At 75.0% G+C, this 13,269-nt stretch carries 8 protein-coding genes; 2 read left to right on the top strand and 6 right to left on the bottom strand.

The annotated features are described in order from the left end of the window. Positions 1-17: 17 nt before the first annotated feature. Positions 18-1,412 (bottom strand): type VII secretion protein EccB, encoded by a 1,395-nt coding sequence (eccB, locus tag JQX11_RS21710; RefSeq protein WP_204926804.1) that lies wholly within the window; start codon positions 1,410-1,412, stop codon positions 18-20. Between the two features lie 7 nt (positions 1,413-1,419). Then, positions 1,420-2,829 (bottom strand): type VII secretion integral membrane protein EccD, encoded by a 1,410-nt coding sequence (eccD, locus tag JQX11_RS21715; protein ID WP_204926805.1) that lies wholly within the window; start codon positions 2,827-2,829, stop codon positions 1,420-1,422. 184 nt (positions 2,830-3,013) lie between these two features. Here eccD and eccCa point away from each other — a divergent pair, with 184 nt between their 5' ends. Both eccCa and JQX11_RS21725 read left to right on the top strand, forming a co-directional pair. Continuing rightward, entirely contained in the window at positions 3,014-6,961 is a 3,948-nt protein-coding gene (gene eccCa / locus JQX11_RS21720; protein WP_204926806.1) for a type VII secretion protein EccCa, read from the top strand. 163 nt (positions 6,962-7,124) lie between these two features. Next, positions 7,125-7,883, top strand: coding sequence for a HEAT repeat domain-containing protein (locus tag JQX11_RS21725; RefSeq protein ID WP_204926807.1), 759 nt, complete (start codon positions 7,125-7,127; stop codon positions 7,881-7,883). On the opposite strand, the gene JQX11_RS21730 is transcribed toward JQX11_RS21725, so the two are convergent. From JQX11_RS21730 to JQX11_RS21745, 4 genes are all read right to left on the bottom strand, one after another. Continuing rightward, the gene (locus JQX11_RS21730) at positions 7,834-9,018 is read right to left on the bottom strand and encodes a hypothetical protein (RefSeq protein WP_204926808.1); all 1,185 of its coding nucleotides are present in this window, start codon (positions 9,016-9,018) and stop codon (positions 7,834-7,836) included. The two genes, JQX11_RS21725 and JQX11_RS21730, sit on opposite strands and share 50 nt — an antisense overlap. Further along, positions 9,015-10,250 carry a type VII secretion protein EccE gene (locus tag JQX11_RS21735; RefSeq protein ID WP_204926809.1) on the bottom strand — a complete coding sequence of 412 codons (1,236 nt, stop codon included), beginning with the start codon at positions 10,248-10,250 and terminating at the stop codon, positions 9,015-9,017. The genes JQX11_RS21730 and JQX11_RS21735 overlap by 4 nt, the downstream gene beginning before the upstream one ends. 109 nt (positions 10,251-10,359) lie before the next feature. Continuing rightward, positions 10,360-11,358 carry a glycoside hydrolase family 26 protein gene (locus tag JQX11_RS32655; protein ID WP_204926810.1) on the bottom strand — a complete coding sequence of 333 codons (999 nt, stop codon included), beginning with the start codon at positions 11,356-11,358 and terminating at the stop codon, positions 10,360-10,362. Next, positions 11,355-13,049, bottom strand: a complete 1,695-nt coding sequence (locus JQX11_RS21745; RefSeq protein ID WP_204926811.1) for a glycosyltransferase family 2 protein — start codon at positions 13,047-13,049, stop codon at positions 11,355-11,357. The genes JQX11_RS32655 and JQX11_RS21745 overlap by 4 nt, the downstream gene beginning before the upstream one ends. Between the last annotated feature and the right edge of the window lie 220 nt (positions 13,050-13,269).

The raw sequence follows: 13,269 nt of genomic DNA on the forward strand, positions 1-13,269 counted from the left end.
CACGGCCGACGGTCCGGTCAGCCGCCGGTGGTGATCGACGCGGGGCGGACCGCAGCCAGGGGGTCCAGGACGGGACCGGTCGGGACCAGCATGGTCAGGCTCGGCGGCACCGTCAGCGCCCCCTGGGCCGGGTAGCCGAGCAGGCGCAACGCCTCGGCGGACGGCACCGGGTAGCGGATGCCCAGGTCGGTGACGATGCTGTACGCGCCGGGGCTGCCGAGCAGGCGCAGCACGGTGACCCGGCCGGCGGGGGCGGCGATCCGGTCGGCCAGCGGGATGCCGTCGGGGGAGACGGAACCGGTCGGCGCGGCCCGGTCCGCGTCGGGCAGCGCGCCGCCCACTGTCAACTCCGGCGGGGTGCCGGCGTCGGTGGTGGCGGCGCAGATCTGCTGCCCCGGCTCGGGGCCGAGCAGCTTCGGCGGGGTGGCGGGCGGCCGGCCCCGGTCCGGCGGGCGGGGGACCTGCTGGCTCTTCGGCAGCGAGGTGACGTCGGAGACGGCGACCGGGACGGGCTGCCGCCCCGACTGGCCGGCCTGGATCGCCTGCTGCACCGGGGTGACCGGGGCTACCCCGTCGGCGAGCACCAGATAGTGCTGCGGGCCGGAGGCGGTCTGGGTGACCAGCACGTCGCCGTTGCGTCGCCCGGACACCTCCCGGGAGGGTTTCCCCCGGTCGGCGACGGGCAGCGCGGCGAGGTCCACCCCGGCGGGCAGCGCGTTCAACCAGGCGGTGCCGACCGGGGTCGGGGTGACCGCCCCGAACAGGGCGGGCACGACCACCCGGGAGCCCTGCACCAGGTGCCGGCGGCCGTGCCAGACCAGGTAGTTCATGCCCAGCGTGGCGTCCTTGACGAGCAGCCCGTCGTCGCCGACGCCCCGCCCACCGGCCGGCCGGGCGGCCAACGCCAGGGTCACCGTGTCGGTGGTGCGGCCGGTGTCGTCGGTCGTCGGGGTGGAGCAGACCGTCCACGGCAGACCGGCCCGCCGGTTCGCGGCCGGCAGCGAGGCGGGGGCGTTCGGGATGCCCATCGTCACCCCGCGCGGCACCGTGCCGAGGGTGCTGGCGGAGACGCGTACCACCGGGGTGCCGGGGCGGCCGGCGGCCAGCAGCGCCGACGCGTAGTTGAGCGTCGGATGCAGCCGTCCGTCCAGGTAGATGTAGGTTGCGCCGCTCTCCTTCTCGACCACCACCGCGCCGGGCTGCCGCCAACTGTTCCCACCGACCTTGGTGAGCAGCCCGTAGATGCCCACCCCGGCGGCGACCAGGACGGCGACCATCAGCCCGCCGAAGAGCGCGCCGATGCCCCGACGCAGCGGCGACTGCTGCGGGTCGGTCTCGCGCATCACGAACGCGGACATCACCCGCTGGGTCATGAACTGGTACGACTGGAGCTGGTCCCGTCGCGTCGTCATCGTCGTCTCACCCGCCGATCGAGGCGAACATCCCCCGGATCGCCCCGAACAGGCCGATGACCGCGCAGGCCAGCGGGATCAGCGCCATGATGGCGATCACGTCGGCGATGTCGGCGGCCCGGCCCAGGTAGGGCGACGGCCGGCGTCGACTGTAGACCAGCCCGGCGACCAGCGTCAGCGCCGCCGCGGCGACCACACCGAGCCAGACGAGCACCCGCCCACCGCCCGGTGCGGTGCCCAGCAGCGCGGCGACGGCCAGCGACGCCAGCCCCAGCAGGCCGCTGACCAGCAGCGGCACCCGCTGTGCGGCGGTGGGGAAGAGCCGCCCCCGCAACAGCAGCGCGCCGGCGCCGCAGAGCGCCAGCAGCGCGCCGGCCGGGGTACGGTCCCCGGCCAGCAGGAACGCGATGGCCAGCGCGCCGCAGACCGAGGCGGACAGCAGCATCCCGGTGAGCAGTTCGGTGGCCCGTGCCACGGTCACGAAGACCTTCGCCCGCTCGGGCACCGGCCGGTCGGTCAGGATCTCCTCCGGCCGGTCGGGCAGCTCCGGCACCGGCAGTCTGCCCAACCAGCCGGCGATCAGCGGATAACCGGGCAGCAGGCCGATCACCGTGGTCAGCGTCGCCGCCGCCGAGCCGGCGGGGGAGACCCCGCCGTAGCAGAGCAGCGCGGCCAGCACGCCGGTGAGCCCGGCCGCCACCCCGGCCATGAACAGCCGCTGCACCCCGCCCACCGCCGCGTAGCCGACGATGCCGAAGACCAGCAGCGCGGCGGAGCCGAGCAGCAGGCTCGGCGCCCCCAGGTCGATCAGCCGGGCGTCGTCCGGTGCGCCGAGCAGCGCCCCGCCGAGCAGTGCGTAGGGCAGGCCGGCGGCGGCCACCACGGCTCCGGCGGTGGCGTCGGGCACGGCCCGCGACAGCACCGGGCCGACGACCGCCAGCAGTGCCGCGACCCCCAGCGCCAGCAGCCCCGGGGTACGCCACGGCGCTCCGACCGCGAGCAACGCGACCAGCCCGAACCCGAGCAGGGCGGCGGTGACCGCCAGCCCGGCCCGCCGGGTGGCGTCGTCACTCCACGATCGACCGGTCCGCCGCGCGCCGCTGGCGATCACCTCGACCACGTCGTCGTACGCCAGCTCGGGCCACTCGTCGCGGCCGGGCGTGAGGTGCAGCAGCTCGCCGTCGCGGACGCCCTGCACGGCGAGGTTGCGGGTGGCCTCCAGCAGGGTGCCGGTGGCCCGGCGCAACACCCACCCGCCCTGCTGTTCGCCGGCGTCGCCGAGGCCCTCCCCGGCGTGCCGGAGCAGGTGCGGCAGGAGTTCCCCGACGAGCATGCCGTTGGGCAACGCCACGTCCATCCGCCGCTGGGGGGCGGCGATGGTCACCCTGGCCAGACTGAGACCGCCCGGGGCCGTCACGCTGGTCACCTCCCCGTGTGCCACGCGTTCGCGCGGCGTCTGCTGGGCCCGCCGCGGCGGTCAAAGTAGCACGGTCGCACCGCCCGCCGGGTGGCCGTCCGAGCGCGGACGGCGGTCCCTGCCAGGGGTGACCGGTCGATAGAGTGGGCCGCCGGAGACCTACGTGGTGGGAGGTACGGGGGAGATGTCGTCGTTGGTGGTCGTCAAGCGTCCACCCCGCCGGCCGGCGCCCCCGCTGCCGACCGGTGAGGTGCTCCTCGACCCGCCGCCCGAGGTGCCGGCGGCCGGTGGCCGGGGCTGGACCCGGATGTTGATGATCCTGCCGATGGCGGCGGGTGCCGCGGCGATGGGCCTGATGATGGGCATGCAGCGCGGCGGCGTGATGACCTATGTGGTCGGTGGCATGTACGGGATCTCCATCCTCGGCATGATCGCCGTGATGGCGGTCAACCAGACGGGGCCCGGCAAACGCGAGATGATCGAGGCCCGCCGGCAGTACATGCGCCGCCTCGCCCAGCTGCGCGCCCAGGTCCGCGCGACCGTACGCCAGCAGCGGGAGGCCATCCACTACCGGCACCCCGACCCGGACTCGCTCTGGTCCACCGTGACCAGTGGCCGGCTCTGGGAACGTCGCCGGGGTGACGCCGACTTCAGCGTGGTCCGCATCGGCCTCGGCCCGCAGGAGGTCGCCACCCCGCTGATCCCACCGCAGACCCGCCCGGTGGACGAGCTGGAGCCGCTGTGCGCGGTGGCGCTGCGCCGGTTCGTCGCCACCTACTCGGTGGTGCCCGACCTGCCGGTGGCGATCGCCCTGCGCGACTTCTCCCACGTCTACCTGCGTGGGGCCGACGACGCCGTACGGGGGCTGGTCCGCGCGGTGGTGGCCCAGTTGACCACCTTCCACGCCCCCGACGACCTGCTGGTCGCGCTCTGCGTCGACCCGGACCGGCGGGCCGGGTGGGAGTGGGCGAAGTGGCTGCCGCACGCCCAGCACCCGACGAAGCTCGACGCGGTCGGCCCGATCCGGCTGTTCGCCCCGACCGTGGTGGCGCTGGAGGCGATGCTCGTCGACGTGCTGGCCAACCGGCCCCGCTTCGACCCGGCGGCGGCGGTCACGCCGTACGTGCTGGTGGTGGTCGACGGCGGGCAGGTCGCCGGCTCCGACCACCTGATGACCGAGGGCGGCGTCGCCGGGGTGACCCTGCTGGACCTCACCGGGAGACCGCCGCGCCTGCTCGACGAGACCTCGGTGGTGCTCGACGTCGCCGACGACGGCACCATCTCGGGCACCACCATGGACGGTGCCACCCGTGTCGGCCGCGCCGACACGCTCGACCCGGCGCGGGCCGAGGTGCTGGCCCGGGAGCTGTCGCCGCTGCGGCTCTCCGCCGCCTCGTACGCCGACCAGCCGGCCGTCGCCACCGATCTGGGCCTGGCCGACCTGCTCGGCCTCGGCGACCCCTACGAGCTGGACCTGACCGACGCCTGGGGCAGCCGTCCCAACCGCAGCCGGCTGCGGGTGCCGATCGGGGTCAACGAGAACGGCCGGCCGATCGAGCTGGATCTCAAGGAGTCCGCCCAGGAGGGGATGGGCCCGCACGGGCTGCTCGTCGGCGCGACCGGCTCCGGCAAGAGCGAACTGCTGCGGACGCTGGTGCTGGCGCTGACCGTCACGCACAGCCCGGAGATCCTCAACCTGGTGCTCGTCGACTTCAAGGGCGGCGCCACGTTCGCCGCGCTGGACCGGCTGCCGCACACCAGCGCCGTGATCACCAACCTGGCCGACGAGCTGTTCCTGGTCGACCGGATGCTCGGCGCGATCCAGGGCGAGATCACCCGCCGGCAGGAGCTGCTGCGCCGGGCCGGCAACTACGCCTCGCAGCGCGACTACGAGCGGGCCCGCGCGGCCGGGGTGCCGCTCGCCCCGCTGCCCAGCCTGCTGATCGTGGTGGACGAGTTCAGCGAGCTGCTCAGCGCCCGACCGGACTTCATCGACATGTTCGTGCAGATCGGCCGGGTGGGCCGGTCGCTGGGCATGCACCTGCTGCTGGCCTCGCAGCGGCTGGAGGAGGGGCGGCTGCGCGGCCTGGAGACGCACCTGTCGTACCGGCTGGGGTTGCGCACGTTCTCCTCGATGGAGTCCCGCGCGGTGCTCGGGGTGGCCGACGCCTACGAGCTGCCCCGCTCACCGGGGCACGGCTACCTCAAGGCCGGCACCGAGGGGCTGATCCGGTTCAAGGCCGCGTACGTCTCGGGGGCGGTCCGGCAGCACGGCGGGGTGCCCACCGTCGGCGGCCGGCTGATCGACCCGGTCCGCGACTACACCACCGACTACGTCCCGCTCGCCACCGACGACGCGCCGGACGAGCCGACGGAGGCCCCGGTCGACGAGCACGTCGGGGAGAGCCTGCTCGACGTGCTGGTGGCCCGGATGCAGGGGCGCGGACCGGCCGCCCACCAGGTCTGGTTGCCGCCGCTGGAGGAACCGCCCACCCTCGACGCGCTGCTGCCACCGGTGCAGGTGTCCCCGCTGCGGGGCCTGACGATCGCCGCCGAGGACCGGCACGGCGCGCTGCACGGTGTGGCCGGCATCGTCGACAAGCCGTTGGAGCAGCGCCGCGACCCGCTCTGGCTGGATCTGGCCGGGGCGGCCGGCAACGTGATGGTGGTAGGCGCACCGCAGACCGGCAAGAGCAACCTGCTGCGTACCCTGGTCACCAGCCTGGCCCTGGGCAACACCCCGCGCGAGGCGCAGTTCTACTGCCTCGACTTCGGCGGCGGCACCCTGGCCGCGCTGGCCGGCCTGCCGCACGTCGGCGGGGTGGCGAGCCGGCGCGAGGTGGACAAGGTCCGCCGGACCATCGCTGAGCTGCACGGGCTGATGCAGGCCCGGGACGCGTTGTTCACCACGCACGCGGTGGAGGGCGCGGCGGCCTACCGGCGGGCCCGCCGCGAGGGCCGGTTCCCCGAGGACCCGTTCGGTGACGTGTTCCTGGTGGTGGACGGCTGGGCGGCGCTGCGGGCCGAGTTCGAGGATCTGGAGCCCCTGGTCACCGAGTTGGCGAACCGGGGTCTCGGCTACGGCATCCACCTCCTGGCCGCCACCAACAGGTGGATGGACGTCCGCCCGGCGGTGCGGGACATGTTCGGCGCGAAGGTCGAGCTGCGCCTCGGCGAGCCGGCCGACTCGGTGATCAACCGGCGGGCCGCGGTGAACGTGCCGGAGCAGCACGGTCACGGCCTCACCCCCGACGGCCTGCACTTCCTCGCCGGCCTGCCCCGCCTCGACGGCCGGCCGGTGGTCGACGACCTGCCGGACGCGCTGGCCGACCTGGTCAAGCGGGTGCAGCAGCACTGGACGTCGGCGGGTGCCCCGGCGGTGCGGCTGCTCCCCGCCGAGCTGCCCTTCGAGGCGCTGCCCGCCGCGCAGGGCGGCGTCATCCCGATCGGCATCGCCGAGACCGACCTCCAGCCGGTACGCCTCGACTTCACCGCCGAACCGCACCTGCTGCTCTTCGGGGACGTCGAGTGCGGCAAGAGCACGTTCCTGCGTGGGCTGGCCCGCGGCATCGTCGAGGGCAACGACCCGGCGGCGGCCCGGATCATCCTGGTCGACTTCCGGCGCAGCCTGCTCGGCGCGGTGGAGTCCGAGCACCTGATCGGCTACGGCACCTCCCCACAGGTCACCGCCGACCTGGTCAAGCAGGTGGCCACGGTGATGGGGGAGCGGCTGCCGGGGCGGGACGTCACCGCCGAGCAGTTGCGCGACCGGAGCTGGTGGAAGGGCCCGGAACTCTACCTGCTGGTCGACGACTACGACCTGGTCGCCGGGGCGGCGCTCAACCCGCTCGCGCCGCTGCTGGAGTACCTGCCGCAGGCCCGCGACATCGGCCTGCACCTGGTGCTGACCCGGCGGATCGGCGGTGCCGGGCGGGCCATGTTCGACCCGGTGATCGGCCGGATCAGGGAACTGGCCTCCCCGGGCATCATGATGTCCGGTCCACGGGAGGAGGGCGCGCTGTTCGGCACGATCAAGCCGCAGCGGCTCCCCGCCGGCCGGGGCTGGTTGTTCACCCGCCGGCACGGCGCCCAACTCGTCCAGCTCCCCCTGGTGCCGCCCCAGGTCAGCTGACCCGTCCGGCCTACCCGCCCGGTGCGCGTCGGGTTCCATGATCGACTCAATGGGGCCGATATGGCGGCGTCTGCCCCGCTCCGATGCCGCTATATCGCCGCAATGGCCACCCGGCTCACCTGAGCGGGCGGCCCGCCCCGGTCGGGCGGGTTACGCTGCGCCGGTGAGCCGCCGTGACCGGTACCGGGTCGAGCTGCGGGCCGGCGCGCCCGCCGGGTGGCCGGCGTACCTGCGGGAGCGGTCGGGGTTGCCGGGGCCGCGCGCCAACCTCGAACTCGCCCAGGCCGTCGCCGACGAGGGTGACGCCGACACGTTCGACGGTCTGCTCGCCACCGACGACGAGTACCTGGTCTTCTGCGGTGTGCTCGGCCTCGGTCGGCTGCTGGCCGACGGCCCGCCGGCCCGGACCCGGAGGCGCATCGAGGCGCGCCTGCACGGGCACGCCACCGACCCCCGCTGGCGGGTACGCGAGGCGGTGGCCCTGGCGTTGCAGCGGCTCGGCGACGCCGACCTGCCGCGCCTGCTCGACCTCGGCACGACCTGGGTCGGGGACCCGCACCCGCTGGTCCGGCGGGCGGCCGTCGCGGCCGTGTGTGAACCACGCCTGCTCGCCGCCCGGGAGGCCGCCGCCCGCGCCGTCGCCCTGTGCGGACGGGCGACGGCGGGCCTGGCGGCGCTGCCGGCCGACCAGCGCCGCGACGAGGGCGTCCGGGCGTTGCGGCAGGCGTTGGGCTACTGCTGGAGCGTCGCGGTGGCCGCCGATCCGGCCGGTGGCCTGCCGGCGTTTCGGGCGCTGGCCGCCGTCGACGACAGCGACGTGGCCTGGATCGTCCGCGAGAACGGCCGGAAGAAACGCCTGGCCGGGCTGCTCGTCAGCGACGCGGCGCGCCCAGCAGGTGCTGCTCCACCGGGGTCTGACTGATCCACAGGTGCCGGTCCGTGCCGCCACCGACCAGGGTGAGCATGTCGTCGGCCATCACCTGGAGGAACCGGCCGCTGTCCGGAGGCAGCCGCAGCGCCTGCTGCACCGCCGCGGACTCGTCGGCCCAGAGCCGTTGCAGCACGCAGAGGTCGCTGTCACGCAGGACGGACACGCTGCCGGGATCGAGCCGCCGCACCACGGTCAGCTCGGCCTGCCACGCGCCGAGGGGTGCCGCCCCGAACGCGGCCGGCCCGTGGGACGCGGCAGCCCCGGGCCGGCCCGCGCCGGACGGCAGGTCGCGCACGATCAGGGTGGGCTGTCCGGCGGTTCCGGCGGCGGGCACCGGCCGGTCGTCGGCGCGTACCTCGACCCGGTCGGCGGCCCGGCCGAGCGCCGCCGGGCCGAACCCGGCCCAGGTGGTCGGCTCGGTGGTGAGCACGACGACCCGGGCACCCAGGGCCAGCGCCCGGAAGGCGACGAGCTGACCCGCCCACACCCCGCCGACCAGGGCGACCCGGGTCGGTTCCGGGCGGAACAGCCGGATGGTGACCGCCGCCCGACGGCGGTCGGCACCGAGCACCAGACCGGCCGGGAGCGGGCTCGGGCTGAGCCGGGCGAGAGCCGCCGGGGAGACCGCGTGGGTGCCGATCCGCAGCCGGGGCAGCCGACCGGAGGGCCCGCCCCGACCGGGCGCGTCCCCGACCCCGGGACGGTGGGCCGGCGGTGGGCCGGGTGGAGCGGACGGGTGGCTCTCCGGGGCGGCCAGCGGACTGGCCAGGGCCCGGGTCAGCGGGTCGGCGGTGGCGAGCGCGGTCGCGGCGGCGGCACCGGCCGCGTCGGCCCCGGCCTCCGCGTCGACCCGGGCGCGCGGCGCACCCAGCACCGGCGCGTCCGCTCCGACCGGCGGCGCGGTGACCGGTGGTGCGGCCACCGGCGGCGGTACGGCGGCCGGGGCGACCGCCCCACCCGGGTACGCCCCGGCCACCGCCGGCCCAACCCCCGGGTACGGCTCACCGGCCGGCCCCTGCGGGTACGGCCCGCCGGACGGGTCCCGGTACGGCCCGGCCGGCTGGTCGGCGGAGGTGCCGAAGGTGGCCGGCACCGCCGTACGCCGTTCGTCTCCCGGGCCGGTCATCCCGCGCCACCTCCCGTCGGTGCCGACGCGTACACCGCCGGGCCGTGTTCGCCGTCGAGCGGGAAGAGTTCCCCGCCGGCCTGCCGTACCCCGTCGACCGCCGGCCCGCACAACTGCGGCAGCAACTCCGCCGGCCCGGTGACCCGGACCAGGCCCCGCAGGTCGAGATCCTCGCCCGGCCCGTTCGTGGCCACCGTCAACGACACCGTCACCAGCGACGCCGGCAGGGTCTCCAGCCAGCCGAGCATGGCCGCCGCCCGGTCGACGGGCGGCCAGCGGCGGATCCAGAACGTGCGGTGCGCGTGCGGGCCGCAGTGCCACGCCGACCACTCCTCACGGACCCCGGCCGTGCCGGCCGGGGTGCCGGGGGTGAAGCCGCAGGACCGGCCGACGGCGGCGAGCAGGCCGTGCGCGTCCAGCAGCCGGTGCCCGACCCCGTTGCGGCGCAGCGACCTGCCGGTCTGCCGGGCCAGTGCGGCCACCACCGAGGGGGCGACACCCAGGTCGACCGCGTAGTCGCCGACCGCCTCGGCCAGCGCGCGGGCGTCCAGCCGGACCGCCACCCAGGTCGACCGTCCGGCCGGGACCGGGGTGCCGCCGAGACCGGCCAGCAACTGCCGGTAGGACTCCCGCGCCGGGGCGGTCGGGTCGTCGCTCGGACCGCCGGCCGGCACGATGCTGGTCACCACCTGGAGCACGGTGCCCGGCTGGCCGGACTCGGCGAGCGCGGTGGCCAGCACGTCCAGCGGCAGGCCGGCCGGCGCGTCACCGGTCGGCCCGGAGCCGTCGACGGCGGCCACCGCGAACCAGCCGGCGTCGTCGCGGGCCACCCCGATCCGGGTGCCGTCGGCCATCGTCACGGTGCCCACCGACAGGCCGGGGGCGAGTCGTTGCAGGGCGTCCAACCCCGGGTCGGCGGCGACCGGGACCGCCGCGGCGGCCCGTCGCCGCTGGTGCCGGGCCAGCGCCCGCCTCTCCAGCCACCAGCGGCCCCGCGAGCGCAGGAACACCACGGTCAGCAGGAGTACGCCGCACAGCGCGGCGACGACCAGCACCGGCATCCCGAACAGTCCACTGGCGAGGACGCCGAGCAGCACCGCCTCCAGCAGGAGCAGTTGCAGCACGTGCAACTCGCCGATCCGGCCGGGCCGGCGGCGGGGAGCCAGGTGTACGCGGGTGTCGGGGCCGTCCGGCCGGAGTGCGGCACCTGCCGGCCGTGGTGCTCCGGTCATCTCCGGCTGCCCCCCAGACGCCTCGACCCGTTCGGCCCGCCCACGGCGGGCCGCCCTCATCATAGGAACCCGACGCAGCGCCCCGGGGCCCGTGGGTGGGCGGCCCGGGTCAGTTGACCCGGAACCCGATCCGGGGGTCGGCCGCCGCCCCGGACCGGTACGCGGCGAGCGCCGGCTTGTCCGAGTCGATCACCCAGTCGCCGGAGCCCTTCTGGTTGAAGTAGACGAAACCCAGCAGGTCGGGTCGTTTCCGCATGGCGGTGAAGAGTTCGCCGACCGCCCGACGACGCATCGCGCCCGGCTCGGACCCGGTCTCCACGATCAGCAACGGTCGGGCGGTGAACTTCCGGACCTGGGTGATGGTGGGTCCGAACAGGTCGTCGAAGGTCTGCTCGCCGCGCCTGGTGAAGTAGCCGTCGATGCCGACCCAGTCCACGTACGCGTCGCCGGGGTAGAGCGGGGCGAGCTTCACCGACGGGACCGGGTTGACCACGTTCGGGGTCCAGGTCCAGATCACGTTCGTGGCGTCGGCGCTGGCGAAGACGGCGTGGATGTGCCGCCAGGCGGCGACGAACTCCTTGGCGGTGTTGTCGTGCGCGCCCCAGGAGTACCAGTGGCCGTTCATCTCGTGCGCGATGGTGAGCGCCACCGGCAGGTTGAGCCGGCGTACCGCGACGGCGAACTCCACCAGGTACGGGTCGTGCCGTCCGGCGGCGATGTCCTTCAGTTTCGCCTTGAACGGTTCCCAGCGGACGATCGGCAGTGCGCCGTACCGGTGGACCCGGCGGACCTCGGCGGCGGCGAACTCGTCGTCGAAGCTCTCGTAGATGGTGATGATGTTGGGTTTGCTGCCGACCAGGTCGGCGAAGCGGTCGACCCGGCTCATGTCCTGCGGCGCGCCGCTGAGCGCCACCCCCAGGTAGCGGCCCTGCGGCTGGACCAGCGGGCGGACGTCGTACGCCGGGGGAGGGCCGGTGGGGGAGGCCGACGCGCTGGGCTCGGTGGCGAACCGGGCCGGACGGCTGGCCGGGCTGGGCGCGAGCGCGGCGTAGCCGAAGACCCCGAGCACGAACAGCGTGACGATGGTGAACAGGTGGCGGGAGGTCACCGGGAACGCTCCGGCCGGATGTCCCGCGCCGGCTTCACCAGCAGCGCCTGCAACGCGACGGCCAGGTAGAACGCGCCACCGAGGAAGGCCGGCGCGAAGGTCCACAGGTCGTCGGTGATCATCCGGTGGGCCGCCAGGCCGGTCCACAGTGCTGCGCTGCCCGCCGTGCAGACGGCCATTCCCCACCACAGTCGACCCGTCCTGTTCTTGCGTCCCGTGCCGCCGGTGGGCTGCCAGCCCATGCTCTGCCCGCGCAGCAGGTCCCAGATGGCGAAGGCGTGCGACCAGCCGTAGATCATCTTCACGGTCCACGCCTCCACCCGGTACGCGCACCGGTGCCACAGCGGGAACACCACCAGGTTGTAGACCAGGCTGGGCACGATCCACAGGTAGTTCGCCGGGGCCACCGACTGCGGAAACCAGGCCAGCAGCACGATCGGCACCAGCGGCCCGACGAAGGTGAACAGCGCCGTGTGCAGGTAATAGCAGAAGCCGGAGAGGTACGACAGCCGGGTGCGCAGCCGCATCCGGGTGTTCCAGAACTTCGTCGACCCGAGCAGGCTCATCGAGCCGGCGCACCAGCGGTACTGCTGGGTGAAGAACGAGTTGACGTCGGCCGGGCACAGCCCGGTGGCCAGCGGCACCGGAAGGTACCGCAGCCGCCAGCCGCGCCGCCGCATGTCGAACCCGGTGTGTACGTCCTCCGAGTGCTCGATCAGGGTGGAACCGCCGATCGCGTCGAGCGCCTCCCGACGGTAGAGCGCGCAACTGCCGACGCAGATCGCCGCCTCGTGGTGCTGCCGGGACACCTGCACCATCCGGTAGAACAGCTCCTGCACCGCCCCGGCCCCGCGCTCCAGCCAGCCCTGCCCGGAGTGCACCCGGAAGTACTGCGGGGACTGCACGATCCCGAGATCCGGCTCGGCGGCCAGGTAGGGCACCATCTCGTCGAGCATGTCGTGCCGGGGGGTGAAGTCGGCGTCCAGCACCAGGATGTGCTCGCCCAGCGTGCGCTGGTACGCGTACCGCATGTTGCCGGCCTTCTTGTACCAGCCCCGGTTGGGGCGGCGCTGGTAGACGAAGCCGAAGGCGAGCGCCATCGCCTCCCGCTCGTCGGTGGCCGAGTCGTCGAGCACGTAGACGTGCACCCGGCCCGGGTAGTGGTCGACCATCCGGCTGACGTGCTCCCAGGTGTTGCGCAGCACCTCGGTCGCCTCGCCGCAGACCGGCAGGAACACGTCCACCGACGGGTGCACGGGCGGCTGGAAGTCGCGGACCAGCCGGCGGTGCCGGTCCAGGTCGAACCCGGGCGTGCCGATGTTCACCGTCGCCGAGATCAGGTAGTAGAGGACGGTGAAGCCGAACAGCGGCAGCAGCGCCAGCAGCCAGGGCGCCATCCGGACGAAGAGCAACTGGCTGGTGAGCAGCCCGGTGAAGCTGACGAACGAGGCGATCATCAGCACCGGTAGCCGGCGGTGCCGGTAGGCGGACTTCTCGTCGTCGTCCGGCGGCAGCGGCAGGGACGGGTCGACGCTCGCCGGTCGCCCCAGCGTCGCCGGTGCCACCGCGTCCCGCGCCGACGGCCCCACCGGGGCCGGTGCCGCGGTGGCCGGTGCGGCAGGGGCCGGCACCGCCGACGGCCCGCGCGGGGTCGGCACCGGTGCCGGACCCCGACGGGTCGGCACCCTCACCTGGTCCTCCGCAGTCGGGGCCTGCAGCGGAGCGCGCGCGGCGGGGACCACCGCCGGGGGACGCGCGGGAGGAGCCGCCCTCGGCCCGCGCGGCGTCGGCACGGCCGGGTCCCGCGGACCCGGTCCGGTCGTCCCGCCCGGCGGCGTCGGCGGTCCCACCGGGCGACCCCCTGCGGTCCGCCCCGGCCACGGCGGCGGCACCGGACGGTGGAACTCCGTC

The organism is Micromonospora humida, from assembly GCF_016901255.1.
Taxonomy (GTDB): domain Bacteria; phylum Actinomycetota; class Actinomycetes; order Mycobacteriales; family Micromonosporaceae; genus Micromonospora; species Micromonospora wenchangensis.

Coding starts and splice junctions, on each gene's coding strand:
- JQX11_RS21730 (WP_204926808.1), bottom strand. CDS start 9,018: ATGACCGGCCCGGGAGACGAACGGCGTACGGCGGTGCCGGCCACCTTC.
- eccCa (WP_204926806.1), top strand. CDS start 3,014: ATGTCGTCGTTGGTGGTCGTCAAGCGTCCACCCCGCCGGCCGGCGCCC.
- JQX11_RS21735 (WP_204926809.1), bottom strand. CDS start 10,250: ATGACCGGAGCACCACGGCCGGCAGGTGCCGCACTCCGGCCGGACGGC.
- eccB (WP_204926804.1), bottom strand. CDS start 1,412: ATGACGACGCGACGGGACCAGCTCCAGTCGTACCAGTTCATGACCCAG.